Origin of the sequence: Acinetobacter sp. SH024, from assembly GCF_000163635.1 — a bacterium.
Classification (GTDB): domain Bacteria; phylum Pseudomonadota; class Gammaproteobacteria; order Pseudomonadales; family Moraxellaceae; genus Acinetobacter; species Acinetobacter pittii.
The window spans coordinates 426,773-444,478 of record NZ_GG753601.1 but is presented as its reverse complement, the minus strand read 5'-3'; the positions used below and the strand labels follow the sequence as shown (position 1 = coordinate 444,478).

General features: G+C 42.5%; 21 protein-coding genes and 2 pseudogenes. All 23 read left to right on the top strand.

Translation table 11 applies throughout. The features are described from left to right. Positions 1-225 precede the first annotated feature (225 nt). A pseudogene (locus tag HMPREF0013_RS0105445) lies at positions 226-618 on the top strand (replication protein); the annotation flags it as partial. Next, the gene (locus HMPREF0013_RS14730; RefSeq protein ID WP_025464126.1) at positions 615-1,349 is read left to right on the top strand and encodes an ATP-binding protein; all 735 of its coding nucleotides are present in this window, start codon (positions 615-617) and stop codon (positions 1,347-1,349) included. The pseudogene HMPREF0013_RS0105445 and the gene HMPREF0013_RS14730, both read left to right, overlap by 4 nt. Further along, on the top strand, positions 1,346-1,534 hold the full coding sequence (locus HMPREF0013_RS14725) for a hypothetical protein (protein ID WP_025464125.1): 189 nt from the start codon (positions 1,346-1,348) through the stop codon (positions 1,532-1,534). The genes HMPREF0013_RS14730 and HMPREF0013_RS14725 overlap by 4 nt, the downstream gene beginning before the upstream one ends. A gap of 145 nt (positions 1,535-1,679) precedes the next feature. Next, positions 1,680-2,186: a RusA family crossover junction endodeoxyribonuclease gene (locus HMPREF0013_RS14720; RefSeq protein ID WP_005803703.1), complete on the top strand. Its 507-nt coding sequence runs from the start codon at positions 1,680-1,682 to the stop codon at positions 2,184-2,186. Between the two features lie 9 nt (positions 2,187-2,195). Continuing rightward, entirely contained in the window at positions 2,196-2,600 is a 405-nt protein-coding gene (locus tag HMPREF0013_RS14715; protein WP_001261844.1) for a hypothetical protein, read from the top strand. Continuing rightward, the gene (locus tag HMPREF0013_RS14710; RefSeq protein ID WP_005803700.1) at positions 2,597-2,869 is read left to right on the top strand and encodes a hypothetical protein; all 273 of its coding nucleotides are present in this window, start codon (positions 2,597-2,599) and stop codon (positions 2,867-2,869) included. Before HMPREF0013_RS14715 ends, HMPREF0013_RS14710 begins: the two co-directional genes overlap by 4 nt. Then, on the top strand, positions 2,866-3,036 hold the full coding sequence (locus HMPREF0013_RS25105; protein WP_005803698.1) for a hypothetical protein: 171 nt from the start codon (positions 2,866-2,868) through the stop codon (positions 3,034-3,036). The genes HMPREF0013_RS14710 and HMPREF0013_RS25105 overlap by 4 nt, the downstream gene beginning before the upstream one ends. Next, positions 3,033-3,392 carry a hypothetical protein gene (locus HMPREF0013_RS24975; protein WP_005803696.1) on the top strand — a complete coding sequence of 120 codons (360 nt, stop codon included), beginning with the start codon at positions 3,033-3,035 and terminating at the stop codon, positions 3,390-3,392. Before HMPREF0013_RS25105 ends, HMPREF0013_RS24975 begins: the two co-directional genes overlap by 4 nt. Positions 3,393-3,553: 161 nt before the next feature. Continuing rightward, on the top strand, positions 3,554-4,150 hold the full coding sequence (locus HMPREF0013_RS0105430) for a hypothetical protein (RefSeq protein WP_005803694.1): 597 nt from the start codon (positions 3,554-3,556) through the stop codon (positions 4,148-4,150). A gap of 94 nt (positions 4,151-4,244) precedes the next feature. After that, a complete protein-coding gene (locus tag HMPREF0013_RS14705; RefSeq protein WP_001091361.1) occupies positions 4,245-4,439 on the top strand; it encodes a hypothetical protein in 195 nt (64 codons plus the stop codon). 80 nt (positions 4,440-4,519) lie between these two features. Continuing rightward, on the top strand, positions 4,520-4,843 hold the full coding sequence (locus tag HMPREF0013_RS14700; protein WP_005803692.1) for a hypothetical protein: 324 nt from the start codon (positions 4,520-4,522) through the stop codon (positions 4,841-4,843). Then, a complete protein-coding gene (locus HMPREF0013_RS14695; RefSeq protein WP_000333836.1) occupies positions 4,843-5,073 on the top strand; it encodes a hypothetical protein in 231 nt (76 codons plus the stop codon). Before HMPREF0013_RS14700 ends, HMPREF0013_RS14695 begins: the two co-directional genes overlap by 1 nt. Position 5,074: 1 nt before the next feature. Further along, positions 5,075-6,718, top strand: a complete 1,644-nt coding sequence (locus HMPREF0013_RS14690; RefSeq protein ID WP_005803691.1) for a portal protein — start codon at positions 5,075-5,077, stop codon at positions 6,716-6,718. Beyond that, positions 6,715-7,200: a hypothetical protein gene (locus HMPREF0013_RS14685; RefSeq protein WP_005803689.1), complete on the top strand. Its 486-nt coding sequence runs from the start codon at positions 6,715-6,717 to the stop codon at positions 7,198-7,200. The genes HMPREF0013_RS14690 and HMPREF0013_RS14685 overlap by 4 nt, the downstream gene beginning before the upstream one ends. Further along, positions 7,193-7,816 carry a hypothetical protein gene (locus tag HMPREF0013_RS14680; RefSeq protein ID WP_005803687.1) on the top strand — a complete coding sequence of 208 codons (624 nt, stop codon included), beginning with the start codon at positions 7,193-7,195 and terminating at the stop codon, positions 7,814-7,816. The genes HMPREF0013_RS14685 and HMPREF0013_RS14680 overlap by 8 nt, the downstream gene beginning before the upstream one ends. An 11-nt stretch (positions 7,817-7,827) precedes the next feature. Then, complete coding sequence (locus tag HMPREF0013_RS14675) at positions 7,828-8,727, top strand: phage capsid protein (RefSeq protein ID WP_005803686.1); 900 nt, start codon at positions 7,828-7,830, stop codon at positions 8,725-8,727. A gap of 70 nt (positions 8,728-8,797) precedes the next feature. After that, positions 8,798-9,096, top strand: a pseudogene (locus HMPREF0013_RS14670) (Gp49 family protein); the annotation flags it as partial. A gap of 159 nt (positions 9,097-9,255) precedes the next feature. Next, the gene (locus HMPREF0013_RS14665) at positions 9,256-9,816 is read left to right on the top strand and encodes a hypothetical protein (RefSeq protein WP_005803685.1); all 561 of its coding nucleotides are present in this window, start codon (positions 9,256-9,258) and stop codon (positions 9,814-9,816) included. Then, complete coding sequence (locus HMPREF0013_RS14660; protein ID WP_005803682.1) at positions 9,816-11,894, top strand: carbohydrate-binding protein; 2,079 nt, start codon at positions 9,816-9,818, stop codon at positions 11,892-11,894. The genes HMPREF0013_RS14665 and HMPREF0013_RS14660 overlap by 1 nt, the downstream gene beginning before the upstream one ends. Before the next feature lies 1 nt (position 11,895). Then, positions 11,896-12,348 (top strand): GNAT family N-acetyltransferase, encoded by a 453-nt coding sequence (locus HMPREF0013_RS14655; protein ID WP_005803681.1) that lies wholly within the window; start codon positions 11,896-11,898, stop codon positions 12,346-12,348. Positions 12,349-12,350: 2 nt separating this feature from the next. Then, complete coding sequence (locus tag HMPREF0013_RS14650) at positions 12,351-12,749, top strand: hypothetical protein (RefSeq protein ID WP_005803679.1); 399 nt, start codon at positions 12,351-12,353, stop codon at positions 12,747-12,749. Beyond that, on the top strand, positions 12,749-14,791 hold the full coding sequence (locus HMPREF0013_RS14645; RefSeq protein ID WP_025464124.1) for a hypothetical protein: 2,043 nt from the start codon (positions 12,749-12,751) through the stop codon (positions 14,789-14,791). The genes HMPREF0013_RS14650 and HMPREF0013_RS14645 overlap by 1 nt, the downstream gene beginning before the upstream one ends. Next, positions 14,791-17,655, top strand: coding sequence for a hypothetical protein (locus tag HMPREF0013_RS14640; protein ID WP_005803676.1), 2,865 nt, complete (start codon positions 14,791-14,793; stop codon positions 17,653-17,655). Before HMPREF0013_RS14645 ends, HMPREF0013_RS14640 begins: the two co-directional genes overlap by 1 nt. Positions 17,656-17,706 lie beyond the last annotated feature (51 nt).

Below are 17,706 nucleotides of genomic sequence, written 5' to 3'. Positions count from 1 at the left end.
CCGTCCGAGACCAGTACTAATAATCCGTCCGAGACCAGTGCTAATAATCCGTCCGAGACCAGTACTAATAATCCGTCCGAGACCAGTACTAATAATCCGTCCGAGACCAGTACTAATAATCCGTCCGAGACCAGTACTAATAATCCGTCCGAGACCAGTACTAATAATCCGTCCGAGACCAGTACTAATAATCCGTCCGAGACCAGTACTAATAATCCGTCCCCTAATAAAGAAAATATTAAAGAAAACTTTAAAGAAAATTTATGTGAGGAAAATTCAGTTGATTCGGTTTTAAAACTTTGGGTTCCAAAACTTGAAATTTTGAATGCTTGGTTGCAACGAGCAGGCATCGCAAAAATGACTCAATCGGAAGTCGATGGTTGGTTGCTTGAGATCAACGGGTACTACTCAACAAAACTTGAAGCGGGTCTGCTTACAGATACCCAAATGTACACAAACTTCGTGAAGTGGATTAAACGCAATTTCTCAAGTCGTAAGCCTGCACCTAAAGCACAAGAGCAAATCGATTCTCGAAATGTGAATGCAGCATGGGAAAACATCAATCCTGATTACAGCAATGCAGGTGATCCTGTTGAATTGGAGGATTGGATGCTATGAACGCAATGCTTAATCCAGAAGTTTTACAAGGTTCAGGTTTCTGCACTAAACACAACGTGAAAGAAATCATCATGGGAGGCTTCCAAGGCTGTCCACAATGTGCAATCGAGTATGTGGAAAAAGCAAACCAAGAACATCAGTTTGAAGTTCAAAAGTCAGTACGTGAAAAACACTTTGCAGGCGCAATGATTCCAGAACGTCACAAAAACGCTGGGTTCAGAAATTACAACACGCCTTTGCCCGGCCAGAAGAACGCTTTAACTCAAACAGCTAACTTTGCCAAAAAAATCGTGAAGGGCGAAGTGGAAAACCTAGTTATGGTCGGAAGTACTGGAACAGGGAAAACACATTTGGCGTGTGCAACTGCAAGAACGCTTTTAGCCAAAGGCAACTATGCACGTTACATCACAAGCGAAGAATTGGCTCAACGCATTATGAAAGCGTGGGATAAGGACACTAAAGATCAATCAGAGCAGTTAGTAATTTATGAGTTCACAACCTATGACTTGCTCATCCTTGACGAGTACGGATTGCATGACCGTGAAAAGCGCTTAGAGCTAGTACACAAAGTTCTTTACTCACGCTATGACGCATGCAAGGCAACGATGCTCATTTCAAACATGACACTTGAACAACTCAAAAATGATTTGGGTGATCGCCTTTGGTCACGATTCCAACATGGCGGACTCACAACCATTGAGTGCAACTGGAAAGATGCGAGGGCGGTATGACACTAACAGAAATTAAATTCCGATTAATCACAATCGCGGAAAAAAGAAAGCGTCCTTACTTCGACATGATCGTGGTTAAAGAAGTGCATGAGGCATTCAAAAACAACACCTACCACGAATTAAAAAATTACGTGCTTGCTGAAATGGAAATTTCTGTTTTGAACATGGTGGAGTTAGGCAGATGAACTACAAGGAAATGATGGCATTGCGCTGTGCTTACAACCATGGATTAAAGACTGCTGAAACAAGAGCAGCTGCATGTTTGTACGTAAAACTTAGAAGAGCTGGCCTGTTAGAGCAGTTCAAGACCCAACAAAAAGGGACTAAATCATGAGAATAACTGAACAACAGCTAGAAGCAATTCAAAACAAGCGAAATAACGCACAAAAAGGCACATTACAGCGCGATAAAAGCAAAAGTTATGTAACGGTAGCGGAAAGATTAAATGAAGCTAATACAAGCGAAATTAGAGCATTTTACGAAGATGGCTTAAAAGTCATTTTAGATTGTGAAATTAAAACTGCACCACCGTCAGTAAATCACTACTGGGTAGCTTCTGGAAAAAGAAGATTTCTAAGCAATAAGGCGCGTGATTTTCATGCGTTAGTTAGCCAAGTTGTACCGGCTCATAAATCAACTGCACGGCTCAAACTAGAAGTGACTTTTCATTTCCCTACACGTCAATGTCGTGACATCGATAACTACCTAAAAGCGACTATCGATAGCTTAGTGAAATGCGGTCTGTGTGTGGACGATGAACAGTTCGATGAGCTTCTAGTAAAGCGTGGGAATGTCATCAAAGGCGGGCTTATTAAGCTCAAGGTTAGCGAGGTCTAGGAGATGAATATGCGTGTTGATAGTACAGCTTTTACAGACAACCCTCGCGCACGCGCGCGTTTTATCGAATCTAGAAAAAAAGCCAAAGGATTCTTGCTCAAACGCCGAGGCTATAAGCGTCCTGACTTCAACCGCATGATTCTAGATTTACGCAACCTTGGATGGTCACACGAAAAGATCGCATACGTACTTGATGTGTCAGGCGGCAGTACGGTTTCTTCTTGGTCTACTGGATCCATTCCAGAGTACATACACGGTGAGCAATTCATCATGTTGTGGCAAGAGCAAACAGGCTTACAGCGCGTACCACGTGAAGGTGAGTGGCAAACATATAAATACGATATTGGGCAGCTTGATCTACTTGAAACTTTAGACGTATTCGCTGCTCAGTTAGATGAGGAATTACAACAATGAATAATAGATTACAGGTAGACGGTTTGGCTTTGGTTTTGAATAGCATAGAGCCGCACATGATTGGAGAGACTGTGAAGCTTGAAGAGCATGTGGGCATTAGACAAAGCACAAAAACGGGTTGGGTTGGAGACTCATGGGTTGTATCACTAGGTGAAGCGTTTTTCTACATTCGTTCTGATTGGCTCATGCCACTAGGCGATGACAAAGGTATTGAGCTTTACGGCCTTCGTGAAGAGATCATGACAGGACATGACAAGGAGGCGGTATGAGCATGATCGTATTTCCATTAAAGAAGGCTGAAAAGTTAGATCGACTTTGCTTGTGTATTAATTGCAGCAAGCTCTTTGTTGATGCTGTTGATAGTCGCGACCATGGTATTTGCTCACTGTCTTGTGGTTATGCATTCCGCGGAATTAGTTGGAGTGACTTCCTATGAAACCAGAACAGTTTATTCGTGATTTCGGGCCAAATTTTGTTAATGGAATTCCAGAGTCAGCAACACATGTAAGTGGTTTTACTGGTCAAGTGTACAGGGATTCAAGCGACAACTTGTATGTTTGGGATGGGGCTAACTGGCATAAGTCAATTTACAAACACACGCGAGGAATGATTTTAGTATCAAAGCTCAAGCGTCTGGTGAAGTCAGTTGAAATTATTAATCAGGCTGGTGGTTATGAGGTTGTAAAAACTGCCATTTCTAACTATCGAGCTTCTGGTGACATGGTCACATTCTCAAGTTTAGAAAAGCGTTTGAAAGACCACGAATCAATATACGGAGGCGGGGATGAATAGTATCTGGTTTACGTTGTTCTTCTGCTTATGCTGCTTCATTTGGGGTTTTGCATATTCGTATAGCAGTTGGATTGAGAAAGCAACTAATGGCCAGCCTTTTGAATCGAAAGGCAAGGTCTACAAAATCATTGAATTGGATGTTGTGGAGAAAGGAGCCAGCCATGAGTGAGTTTAAATCATGCCCTGTTTGCCAAGAAGAGTCTGAGCAGTGTTTAACTTGTGCCTCATATGTTGTGGATGGTGAACGTATTTACTATGAAAAGCTGAAAGATTTTGGCGCAACTCAAGATTATGAATTACGTTTTATACAGCGCATTCAAAAGCATAGAACAACAGCATTTTTTCATAAGGGGAAGTTGTATATACCAAGTCGACAAGGTAGAGCAGTTCCTTTAGCAATTGGCCTGCAATGGGAGGCTTGGCAAGAGCAGCAAGCGAAAGTGGAGGAGCTGCAAAATAATATCAACTTACTAAATGAGGCTTTGGATATTAAAGAGCAACTTAATCAAAAACTTCGTGAGCGTGAAGATGAGCTGCAAAAGCGGGTGGATACGGCACTCAAACTAATCCAATCATGGAATGAAATCGCTTTTGATAAGACAACGCATTGGACAGAGGGTTATGAAGAAGGCTGTTACCACTGTGCTGCACAGTTAGAGCAAGCGCTCAAGGGGGATCAATACGATGAACATCGCAAGAAAGCAGAAGAGGCCATCTCAAAAGGTGCAAGCCTAACCAACCATAGGATTGAGCTATGACCACATTCAAAGAGGCTTGCAACCACGAGTACCAGTACTGCTGGATTTATAAGGCGTATTTGTGTATCTATTGTGATGAGATGAGGAAGGTGGAATGAATACTTTCTTAATGATTATGGGTATTTCTGTTTACATATTAGCTTTCATTCTTGTAGTGGCGAAACAGATTACTACTTCGACTGCTATTAAGTGGACAAAGTGGGATGAGGCAAAGCCAGTAATTTTATTATTTGTTGCAATCGTAATGGTTGTTGCGCCAATCACTTATTTTATGGAGCTAATACCATAAGCAATTAGCCGCAATCACCCAACAAACCCCAACTTAATAAACACAACACTAGCCCTATTCACAACGAATGGGGCTTTTTCATGGCTGCTAAACGAGAAATTAAAACACCTGGTGTGACTGCTGAACCTATTCAAGAAGAAACAGTAGAACCAACACTACCTAAAACTACTGCTGAGCAGGCAGAAGAATCATTAGACGCAATCAATAGTGGTGAATCTGAGGGCGAAAAAGAGCCATCTCAAGAAGAACTATTGCGCCAAGAGTTAGAGCAGATGCGCGCTCAACTTGCTGAACTAAAGAAGTCTACGCAACCAGAAGCGCCAAGTGCCGCTGGTGTAGCACAGCCTAAAAAACGCATTCCTGTTTTGACTGAAAAGGGCTGGTCAACTAAGGAGGCGGACTAATGTGCGGAGGCGGATTAGGAAAAGTTCTTTCATCTGTGACTGACATGTTTGGCCTCACAGACACTAAGGGTGCTTCAAAAGGTTTTGATGCAGAAGCCGCAGATGCAGCCGCTAAAAACCAAGCTCAATTAGATGCAAATGCAGCAACGGCAGAGCGTCGAAAACGTAATGCTTCAACTGTTTTAGCGTCTGCTACAGACAACCAAAAGAAAACAACTTTAGGCGGCTGATATGAGTGAGCTAGTAGCAAGGTTATGCAAACGCTTAAGCGAGCTTAAAGCAGCGCGAAACCGCTTAGAACCGCATTGGTCTGAGTGTTATCGCTATGCAGCCCCTGAGCGTCAGCAATCGTTTATAGGTGATGATGTAACAGATACACGTAAGACACAACGAGCTGAGCTATTAGATTCAACACTATCAGAAGCAACGCAATTACTTGTATCAAGCATCATTTCAGGAACCACGCCAGCTAATGCGCTGTGGTTTAAAGCTGTGCCGAATGGCGTTGATGATCCAGCAGAGCTAACAGAAGGTGAGAAGTGGCTTGATGAAGTGTGTCAATTCATTTGGCGCAACATTCACGGGGCTAACTACGATAGTGAAATCTTTGATTTAGTTCTCGACTGTGTGGTTGCAGGTTGGGGCGTAATGTATGCCGATGTAGATCGTCATGCAGGTGGCGGCTATGTATTCCAGACATGGGATATCGGGCAATGCTATCTAGCTTCAACACGTCAAGATCAGAAAGTTGACACACTCTATCGTGAATATGAAATGACGATGGCTGCGCTAGTCAATGAGTATGGCGAAAACAAAGTCAGTGAGAAGGTCCGTAATACTTACAAGTCTAAACCAGATTGCAAGGTTAAAGTTTTGTGGGTCGTTGAGCCGCGTAAAACTGGCTACATCAAAGGTGATCGTCAATTGATGCCGAAGGAAATGCCTTTTGCGTCATATCATGTTGAAGTTGATGAAAAAAATGTCCTACGAGAGACAGGCTACAACGAATTTCCTTTTGTAATTCCACGCTTTAGAAAGATCCCAAATTCAGTTTATGGGACTGGTCAAGTCTCTATTGCTTTGCCAGACGCTAAAACAGCTAACAAGTTAATGCGTGACACATTGCGCAGTGCCGAAATTTCAACTCTAGGCATGTATGCAGGTGTTGATGATGGCACGTTTAACCCTCGTACAGTGCGCTTAGGTGGCGGAAAAATCATTGTCGTTAATGATGTGAACTCATTGAAGCGCATTGATGACGGAAAGGGCTATCAAGTTGGCGTTGATTTGTTAGCTCATCTTCAAGGTGCAATCCGTAAAAAGATGATGGCAGATCAGTTACAGCCTGCCGATGGTCCAGCAATGACAGCAACTGAAGTGCATGTACGTGTTGACTTAATTCGCCAGCAATTAGGGCCGCTGTATGGTCGTTGGCAAGCTGAATTGTTAACCCCTTTGTTAGAACGTACTTTTGGGCTTGCTTATCGTGCTGGTGTGATTGGTGAAGCACCAGAAGAAATGCAAGGCCGTAACCTGTCATTCAAGTTTATTTCTGCTTTGGCTCGTTCACAGCAATTGGAAGAAGTCACAGCAATCGAGCGCTTCTTAGCTGGGATGTCGAACGTAGCCCAAATAGACCCATCAATCCTAGACAACGTAGACATGGATGCCGTAGCGCAAGTTTCAGGCATGGGCTTGGGTGTGCCTACAGCAATTCTACGTACTCAAGATCAGATCGATGCAATCCGTAAGCAGCGTCAAGAAGCACAGCAACAAGCTGCACAACAAGAACAAGAGCAGGCTCTAGCACAACCACTCGCAAATGCAGTTGGTAAGGGTCTTGAGTCTGAATTAACTAGTGAGACACGACAATGATTAATGCCCTTTTTGTAGTGGTAGTTCTTGCCTTCATCGTGGCGGCTGTATTTGCCATAGCTTACAAGGTTCGAAGTGAAGAGCTTGAAGAAAAGTATTGGGAAGAAAACCGTGTGCACCTAGATACCACGACCCAATTGACCAAATCACAAGATGAACTGGTTAAGGCTAATTCACGTATTCAGCAGCTTGAAGAAAGCCTCCGCAACAAGGAACAGAAGCCCGAAGAAGTTGGAACTTTTGTTCAACACAGAGCATTGCGCCCAGCAACAGCAGAGACATATCGAGTCGTGTTTGATCTGGATCTAAACGGGCAGCGCATTCTTGAGCATATGACACAAAAGTATTGCCGCAATGCCTTCTCAAATACAGACCGTGAAACCAATTACAAGCTTGGTCAACAAAGCGTTGTGGCTGGAATCATTAATGAAATCAACAAAGCAAATGACCCAAATTACAGTGAGGTAGAGAACGATGCTTAATGAACAACAAGAGACAAACACAGAAAACGTTCAAGCAACTGAACAAACTCAAACAACACCTGTGGATACAGCAACGCCACCAGTTGACAGCCAAACTCAAGAGCAGAAACAGCCAGAAGCTGAGACAGAAACCAAGCCAGATATTCCTGAGTCTGCGGACGCTTACAAAGTGGAGTTGGAAGGCTTTGATTTTGATGCATTCAAATCTAATGAAGATAACAAAGCTTTTTTAGAAAGTGCTCATCAAGCTGGCGTAACCAATGAACAAATGGCCGTAGTGATGAAAGCTTATGAGCAGCACACAGCGGTTCAGGTTGAAGCACTTCAACAGGATTGGGGTAACGATTACGACGCTAACTTGCGTTTTGCTAATCAAGCAATTCAAGCGGCGGGGCTTCAAACAACAGATGTTGACTCTCCGACATTCGGTATCCGCTTAGCAGCCTACTTCGGCAAAGCATTGCAAGAAGATATGCCACCTCAAAACACCCAACAAAGCGGTGCCGAGAACATTCAAGAATTGATGGCATCAGAGGCGTACATGAATGAAAGTCATCCTGACCATAAGCGTGTTACTGCCCAAGTTCAAAGTTATTACCAAAAAACATACGGCTAGGGAGCTAACCAATGGCGAATGAAAATAAAATCATGGCAGCGTTTGTAATTCAGTATCACGATACTTATGAAATTGCGGCAATGCAAAATGAGTCTCGATTGCTGAAGACTGCTGTAAACCGTGGGAAAATTCAGGGTGAATCATTCACTATCAATGATATGGGTCAAGTTGAAATGTCACCTTCTGGTGCGCGTTTTGGTGATACTAATTGGACCATTCCAGATGCAGGTGAGCGTACTGCATTGATGGCAGATTATGACTTGTTCATTCCAATTGAAAGCCGTGATTTACCAAAACTTAAAGCAGTGCCAACAGATAAATACATGAAGAACTTGATTAATGCGCGTAACCGCAAAATCGATGACATCATTTATCAAGCGCTTGTTGGTGGTGTAACTCGTAAAACTGTAAACGATGCTGGCGTTAAATCGACCAGTACTGTGAACTTGCCAGCTGGTCAGATCATTCTTTCGGGCTTTGGTTCATTGAAACAACAAATCATCAAGGCTAAATCAATTTTCCGTGCAAACGAGTGTGATGAGCATAACGGGGAAACTCTAAACATCATTTATACCGCTTCAATGCTTGAAGATATCTTGGGTGATACAACTTTAACATCTGCTGATTTTATGGCGGTTAAGATGCTTCAAGAAGGTGCTGTGTCAGGTAAGTGGTTAGGTGTGAACTGGATCCCTTACGAAAAACTTAACAATGGCGCTGGTGGTGCTACCGAAAAACGTACGGTGATGTATACAAGCTCTGCCGTTCATTTTGGTGATGCTGATATTACTGGCTTCGACATTTCAAAACGTCCAGACAAAAAGAACATTTCACAAGTAGGTGGTGTTCATTCATTTGCGGCTGGCCGTGCAAACGAGCAAAAAGTAGTTGCTATCGATTACTTAGTGTAAGTGCTTTCACCCCACTGTTAGGGCAGGCGGTGGGGTGCTTTTTATACTCAATAAAGAAAGGAACATTAAAATGACCAAGCCAGTAACAGAACAAGAATTAGCTGAAAAAGCTGTAGCACCACGCGTAACGAAAGCAGATATTGATGCTTTAATGGCACGTGTAACCATACAGTTGAACAACGTCCAGGTGGAACGACTTCAACTTTTGTTCACGCATTCCTAGATGGAAAATTCTTTCTAGCAACAGGTTTTAGTGCATGTGTGAATGCTGAAAATTTTAATGCTGATATTGGTGAAAGAATGGCCCGTGGCAATGCTGAAAAGCATGCTGAAAATAAGCTTTGGGAGCTTGAAGGTTATCGCTTATTTACTGCTCAAGTTCAGCAAAATGAAAAATATTGTTCTGATGAACGCCCTTGTGTTAACTGCTTTGCTGATCAAGGCAAATGCTTAGATAGTCCTATCTAACACCCAACAAAACACATCAAAACCCCGAAGAAACTATCCAAAAAGCTTCGGGGTTTTCTTATGTCTGTATCTAAAGTCACCATTTGCAATAATGCATTGAGCATGATTGGTGGGCAGCAAATTGCCAGTTTTGAGGAAGACTCAAAATTAGCTCAAACGTGCCGTAATATTTATGATACTACGCGTTTATCAATACTGCGCTCACATCCTTGGTCATGCGCCAAAAAACGGCAAATCTTATCTCCAATCTCTCCATATCCAAGCTTTGGCTATGCTCATGCCTTCCCATTGCCGAGTGATTACGTCCTGATTATTTCGGCTAACACTGAACGTTATGAAGTCGAGAACCGATATATCTTGGCCGACACCGAAGTAGTCTATCTTGAATATGTTTTTGACAACGACAACGAGCAGACTTGGGATGCAATGTTAGTTGAAGCCATGACGTACAAAATGGCATCTAAGCTTTGCAAGCCAATCACAGGAAGTGACGCGGCTGGACAGTCGGCAGAAGCACAATTCCAGTTTTTGATTAAGCAAGCACGTACCGTGAATGGTCAAGAGCGCCCAAGCCAAGACGTTCAATACGCAGAATCAAGTTACTATTGGGAGCGCTTCTAATGAGACAATGGATTCTAAAAAATAACCTGAGTTCTGGTGAATTAAGTCCGTTACTTTGGACTCGTACAGACATTCAGCAATATGCAAATGGTGCTAAAAAATTACTTAATGCATTACCTTTGGTTGAAGGCGGAGCAAAGAAAAGACCAGGCACAAAGTTCCGTTCTATTTTTGCAGGTGCATTACGTTTAATTCCGTTTATTGCAAACTCAGAAAACACCTATTTGCTCATCCTTGGTGTGTCTTTCCTTAAGGTTTACAACCCAAGAACGTATGCAGTTGTTTATGAAACTGTGACACCTTACAACACGGCCCAAAAAGTACGTGAAGTACAGTATGCGCACACTAAATACCGCATGTATTTCGTTCAAGGTGATACACCTGTACAGCGTTTGCTGTGTTCTGCCGACTTTACTAACTGGCAATTTGCTGCTTTTACCTTTGGTGTAAATCCTAATGATGAGCTTGGCAGTACTCCAAACGTAGCGTTATCGCCATCCGGTACCGAAGTTGGGAAAGTCATTTCCTTAACTGCTTCATCGTTCCCAAACTGGTCAAATACAGAGACTTATTTAACTGGTGATCGTGTTATTCATAGTGGTAAGACGTGGCGCGCAACCATTGACAATAAAGGAGTGGAGCCTACTGCAACTACTTCGGAATGGGAAGAAGTGACAAATGAAGCAGCTAACGTTTTTACACCTTCAAATGTAGGCTCAATTATTGAAATTAATGGTGGGCAAGTAAAAATAACTCAATATGTAGACCCTTCTCGTGTAAATGGTGAAGTTTTAGTAAAACTAACTTCTGCTGTTCAAGCTATTGCAAAGTCTTGGGTTTTAAAAAGTATCGCATTTAGTGCTACAGCGGGTTACCCAAAGGCAGTGTGCTTCTTTAAACAGCGCTTAGTATTTGCCAATACCAAAACAAGCCCTAATCAGATGTGGTTTAGCCGGATTGGTGACGATGGCAACTTCTTAGAGACAACTCAAGACGCAGATGCGTTTAGCATTGCTTCAAGTTCAGCCCAATCTGACAATATTTTGCACCTGTCACAGCGTGGTGGTGTAGTTGCATTAACTGGTGGTGCTGAGTTCTTAATTAACTCACAGGGTCCATTGACGCCAGCATCGGCACAGATTGATGAGCACACCTCTTATGGTGTTCAAGCGAATGTTAAACCTTGCCGAGTGGGTAATGAGCTTCTCTTTGTTCAGCGTGGTGGTGAGCGTTTGCGCGCAATGTCGTACCGTTATGAAGTTGACGGGCTTATCTCGCCTGAATTGTCGCAAATTGCACCGCACATACCTGAAAATCATGCAGGTATTAAAGAATTAACCTTCCAGCAGACACCAAACTCTATTGTCTGGATTGTCATGGGTGATGGTGCAGTTTCAAGTATCACACTAAACCGTGATCAGGAAATGAATGCTTGGTCTCAGCACGATTTTGGTGGACAGGTTTTATCTATTTGTGCCTTACCAACTGGCTTAGGTGAGGACCAATGTTTCATGCTGACTATTCGTAATGGCTCTACAGTCTTGGAGGAGTTTAGCGAGTCCGCACAAAGTGATTGTGAGTTTGATATTAACGTAACTAATGGTGTTGGTTCTATTTTAAATCTTGATATTCAGGTTTTAGATAATCCACTGGTTAATTTTAATAATGCGGATGGATATTTCTATTCAACTTATACGATTAGTGGCACCAACATTAATCTATCTAACACTGATCTAACCCAAACTGTACACCTTGGCCAGCCGTTTAAAACTGAAATTGATCTATTGCCGCCAGACTTTAGCCAAGTACCAGCAACTGCAATGTTTCATAAGATTCAGGTGCATGAGATGGCTATTTTTTTGAATGCATCCGTAGGTGGATATATCAATGGTCAAGAGTTATCTACCAAGTATTACAACCAATCAGCGTTCGTAAATTTGCCATACACTGGCTATGTAGTCGATTCATTTGTTGGTTGGCAATCATTACATGAACTTGAGGTCAAGATAACACACGACAAACCTATGCCTTTACACATGCAAAGTATCTCTATGTTGGTATCAATTAATGAGAAATGAGATGCAAGTACGGGCAGCAAACCTAAATGATTTAGATACGCTTGTTGATTTCGGCAAGCGTCTCACTAAAGAATCACCAATCTTTTCAAAACAAGGATTTGATGAGCAAAGCGCATCTGATCTATTCGCATATTTAATCAAAAAACATAATTCAATTTTCCTAGCCTTAGATGAATATCAAAATCCAGTTGGCACGGTTATCGGTGTTATTGAAACTGACTGGCGAACAGGGCACAAATTGGCTTTTGAACAAGGCGTTTATGTGCTTCCTGAGTATCGTAAATCAAACATTGCTAAGCTTTTAGTAAATACTTTCATTAGTTGGGCACAGCTTAAGAATGCTGACCGTATCCAGATTGGGACCATGACAGGCATCCATGCAGATAAAACAGTAAAACTCTATGAAAGCTTGGGTTTCAACTTGGTTGGATATGTTCTTGAGATGGAGGTTTAAGCATGTGCAAAGGTGGTGCTATTTCTTCGGGACTTGAAGCCGTTGGCAATATTTCAAATGCGCTTATGGCAGACGCTACAGCTAAGGGTAATGCAAAAACAATTCAATCCGTTTCTAAAGTTCAGAGCAAAAAGATTAAGGAACAAGGGCAGCGTGACGCATCAAGCGCTATGGCTGCGGCTGCTGAAAATGGCTTGGATGTAAATGTAGGTGCTCCGGTTGTAATTAGTGATGAAATTATTTCAGACGCATCTTACAACGCCTTATTAAACCAACTGCAAGCGGGTTATGCGGCTGCTGATGTACGCCGACAAGGTAAGGCACAACGTAATAATTACGGTATGAAGGCGACGAGTAACATCATTGATACTGTTGCTCAAGCTTATGGTGGGTGGAAATAATGCGAATTCCTATTTCTCGTGGTCGTGAAGCACCACAAGCTCAAATGCAATCGTTTACGCCTAATACTGGCTTGGCTGAAATTGGCCGTTCTATTGGTGGGGCTATACAAGCCCGTGACGACCAGCAGCGTCAGCAAGAGGTTACAGCCAAAAATTTAGAGCTTTACAACAACCAACTTGCAGAAAAAGAAGGTAAGTTAAAGCTTGATGAATCATTGTCTACTGATTTCAATGACAAAGTGGTAGACATAAAAAATCGCCTTGGCAATGGTGTAATTAATACACAGCAAGCTGATGAAGAGTTAAATACATGGTCAAACACTAAATTCACAGAGCTTCAAACTAGCTTGCCGGGTCACGCTCAGGACGATTTAAAAAAATATTGGGATAGCAATGTTACACGCCAGCGTTCTTCGTTCATGCCTTTACAGTTGCGTGCAGACGCGCAGAAGGGCGGGGTTTTAGCTGATCGGTTCTTCGATGTAGCAACACGTATGGATCGTGAGGCAGGGAAAGAATATCTCTTAAAAAATATTGTTGGCCTACCATTGTCAGAAGCACAGAAAAGTGAGCTCACAAATAAATATGAGACAACACGCGACATTACGGATATTAACTCGCGTATCACTACCGCAATTGCTCAAAACAGTGTTGAAGGACTTCAAGAAGTTGCGACAGGTCTAAAAGACTATAAGTTTATTGATGGGTCGGCAGTTCAAAAGTTTCAGACCGAAATTCAAAGCAAAATCACTACATTGCAACAACGTCAGCAAGTACAAGAAAACAAGCGGATTAATGAAGCTGAAAAGGTCGTTAATGAGTTTATTCAAAGTACTTTGACTGGTCGTCCATTAGATATGAGATATCAAAATGATGTTGAACAGGCGGTTAAAGGCACACCGTCAGAAGCGGAATATCAGTTTTATAAAAAACAATCTGCTGATTTCATGCGGTTTCAGGGCCTAACTACTGATCAACAACTTGCTGAGATTAATAGTCGTAAGGCAAAGATGAAGAATAGCTCATCTGCCAATCCTGTAGCAGAAAACAAAATTTTAAGCACTTATCAAAGCATTTACGACAACAAGCTTAAAACCGCTAAGGAAAATCCGACTCAGGCATTGCGCGAAAAGGGTATTGAGCTACCAGAGGTAAACCCATTAACCCTAAAAGTTAATCCAAGTGACTTTGCTAAAAATATTGTGACTATTGGTTCTTATCAAGTTGCACAACGTGACAAGGACCCAAACGCAACGATTAAGCCTATTCCTAATGAAGCGCTTCCAGCTGCAAAACAAGCTTGGGAAGAAGCAAATGTTAATCAGAAGCTAGACTTAATTAGCTCCATGATCAACCAAACTAAAGGTGTGAAGAATGGTGCAAAAATTTGGGGTGAAGCATTAGGTCAGTTGGGGAATGGTGATGCTGCTTATCAAATGGCAGGTTATGCACGTGCTAATAATTTCCGTTCTGATGCGGGGTTAGATGTAGCAACGGCAATCGTTGCGGGCAAACAAGCCCTTAAAAATAAACAAATGATTCAACCGAAAGACGCTTTGCTTAAGGAAAAGTTTAATCAGTACGTAGGGCAATCTGTATCAGGTGAAACCGCCAATCTTAACTACGCTGCATTCCAGTCTATCTATGCGTATTTAACCGAAGCACGTGGGCAAACCCATAAAGATGCTGACGAATACAAAGAAGATATAGGCCGCACTGCATTGGGCCTTGCTACTGGTGGTGTTTATACACAAAGCGGGCGATTCAAGGACTATACCGATCGAGGTATATCTGACTGGAAAGTGTCAAAGCCTTACGGCATGAAGGATGAAACTTTTGAAGCTAAAATCCAGAAAGGCTATGCAGACATTTCAAAAGCTACAGGCATGTCAGTAAATGATCTGGATAACTTCCGTTTAGCACGTTCACCGACTAAAGCTGCTAATGGTGATTTGATGTATGACCTAATCAATGAACCCGGCCGCCCATTGGTTGTGAAAGGTGCTGTTTGGCGTATCCGCATGAATGGGGTAACTAAGTAATGAGTAACTGGTTATCAGATTTATCTAGCGAAAATCAGCAAGACTTTGAAGAATTAAATAGTAAAGGCTTGCAGCATCCTGACATTCGACCTAATGAGCCTAGCGCCTTTTCTGGTGCTATTTCTTCACCATTCCGTGGTGCTGCAATTGGTCTAAACAAAGTTGGTGATGCTATTTCAGCACCGATCGATGCGGTAGTAGACCGTGTTAGCTATACCTTGAAAGACGTATCTACTAATGAATTTATTGAACCGTACGAAGAGTACAAAGCGAAGCGCGAAAAAGCCCGTGATAATTTGGTTTATGGGGCGATTGATAAACTAGAAGACAAAGAAAATACAGGTATTGTGGGCCGCTTCGGTGTTGGTGCTGGGGATTATTTGTGGCGCGGTGCTTTAGGTGCTGCAACAGGTGGTACGCTTGGCGCTGCAACGCTTACAGGTGGCTCAACTGGTAATTACATATACACTGATTTAACCCGTAAAGGAGTTGATGAGAATACAGCTTTACAAGTTGCCGGAATAAATGCCGTTGGTGATGCTATTGGCACAGCTTTACCAATGAGTTACGGATTTCGCGGTACAGGTGGTTTAGTTGGTGATGCTGCTTTATCAGTGGGCGGGGCAACAGCTTTAAATACAGGCGTTCAATATACAAGCAATCAAATTCTTAAAGCCGCTGGCAATGAAAAAGAAGCCAAGCAATTTGAAGTTACTGGCGAATCTGTAGCAACTGATCTGGCTTTAAATGCGTTGCTATTCGGTGGTGCACGTTATTTAGGTTCAAGACAAAAACAGTTAGACCAAGACGTTGATGCCGAAATTAATCAGCTGAATGCAGATGATATTGAAACTCGAAATGACCAAATTAATGACACTCTGGTAAGAAATAGTTTTGAGTTTGAAGATACAACTCTGCCGGTACGTACTACAGATCCAGTTCAGCAAAACAAGCACTATCAAAACTTAGATGCAGCTACCGACCAGATTCTAAAAGGTCAGACTGTGAGTGTGCCTAATACAGTGCAAGGAGAGGCGCGTAAAGCCACTTTCGACTATGCGAATAGCTCATTACCCACCAATGCTAAACAAATCGCACTACGCGCAAAACAAGACGGAGTAGACCCAAGTGTTGCGTTGACGATTAGTCATATCGAAACAGGTGGGAGATTTAGTCATACAGCCAAAAACCCAACTTCAAGCGCTTATGGTCTTTTCCAAGTCTTGGATGATTCATGGAAAAACTTAGGCGGTAAAGATCGTAATAATGTTGATGAACAAATTCGCATCGGTTTAAAGCATATCAAGCAAGCGAATAACTATATCCGTAAAAGCTTAGGCCGTGAACCTGTAGCACATGAGCAGTACTTAGGTCATTTGTTAGGACCAGGGGGCGCTGTCAAAGTCCTCGAAGCAGATCCTAACCGCCCATTAATTGATGTGGTTCGTTCGTACGATTCTAAAAACGCAAATGCTATTGTGAAAAACAACGGCATGTCAGGTATGACCGTTGGTCAGGCTATCAATAAGTGGCGCAACAAGTGGAACCAATTAAGTTCACGTTATGGTGAACCAAGCACAGCTTATGGGATGGATGGTTCAAGCTATGACTTTGCTTATGAAGTTAAAGATTGGGCCGATTTAGTTGCATCAAATGACCGCTTGTATGGCGTAAATCCACTTTACCCAAGTGAATTACAACCACGTGACCGAACCCGTGAAGCATCACGTCAGCAAATTGAACGTATAGCCGATGACTTAAAACCTGAACTATTAGGCGAGTCTTACAAACTTTCTGATGGTGCGCCGATTATTGGCCCCGATAACGTTGTTGAGTCTGGTAATGGGCGTACATTAGCAATTGGGCGAGCTTATGAAAATGGCCGTGCAGAAGCGTACCGCGACTTTATCCAGAATTGGGCAAACGAAAGGGGTATGGATATTTCAGGTTTAAATCAGCCTGTTTTAGTGCGTACACGCCTTAGTGACGTTGATCGTGTAGCTTTCTCGCGTTTAGCCAATGAAAGTGATGTGGCGCAATTTAGCGCAACTGAGCGCGCTTTAAGTGATGCAGATCGTTTGCCAGATTCAACGCTACTTAAAATTAATAGTGATGGTGCTATCAATATTGATGGCTCAATGGATTATATCCGTAGTTTTGTAGACCAATTGCCACAGTCTGAGCGCGGCTCGGTAATCACAAGTGATGGTCGTTTATCTCAAGAAGGTAAACGCCGAATTGAATCAGCAATTGTCCAACGTGCGTACGGTGATTCAAATCTTGTAACCCGTCTATCTGAAAACTTAGATGATGATAGTAAAAACGTACTAAATGCATTACTCCGCGCAGCTCCGCAATTATCACAGCTCAATGATTTAGTGAAACAAGGTGGGCGCTTTGAAAATTCTATTTCTAAAGACTTAGCGCAGGCAGCGCAAAAGCTTACAGACATTAAGGCGAATGGTCAGCAAGTACGTGATTATTTAGATCAAGGTCAACTTATTGATGATGGGTTAAGTGATGGAGCAAGAAGATTTCTTGAGGTATTTGATAATAACCGCAAGAGCGCAAAGGCAATTGGTGAATCCATTAGCTCTGAAATTCAGTCCGTTGAAAACATGGGCGACCCGCGACAAGGCTCTTTGTTTGGTGAAACACCAGAAGAGCAAGCCGCGCTAGATGTGATTTTCTCAAATCCTGATCAGCCGATTGCAGTAAGTCGTATTAATTCACTTGGTGAGCCAGAAGAGTTCACCATGAAATTACGTGACTATCACGCTGAGCTTGAAGCAGAAATTAAGCAATCTGAGCTTGATATTTTAGCAGCACAAACCGCATTAAACTGTGCTTTGCAATTTGGCTAATGTATAATCAATTTGTGGCTAGGCTGATCACCGAAAAGCTGTTTAACCTGA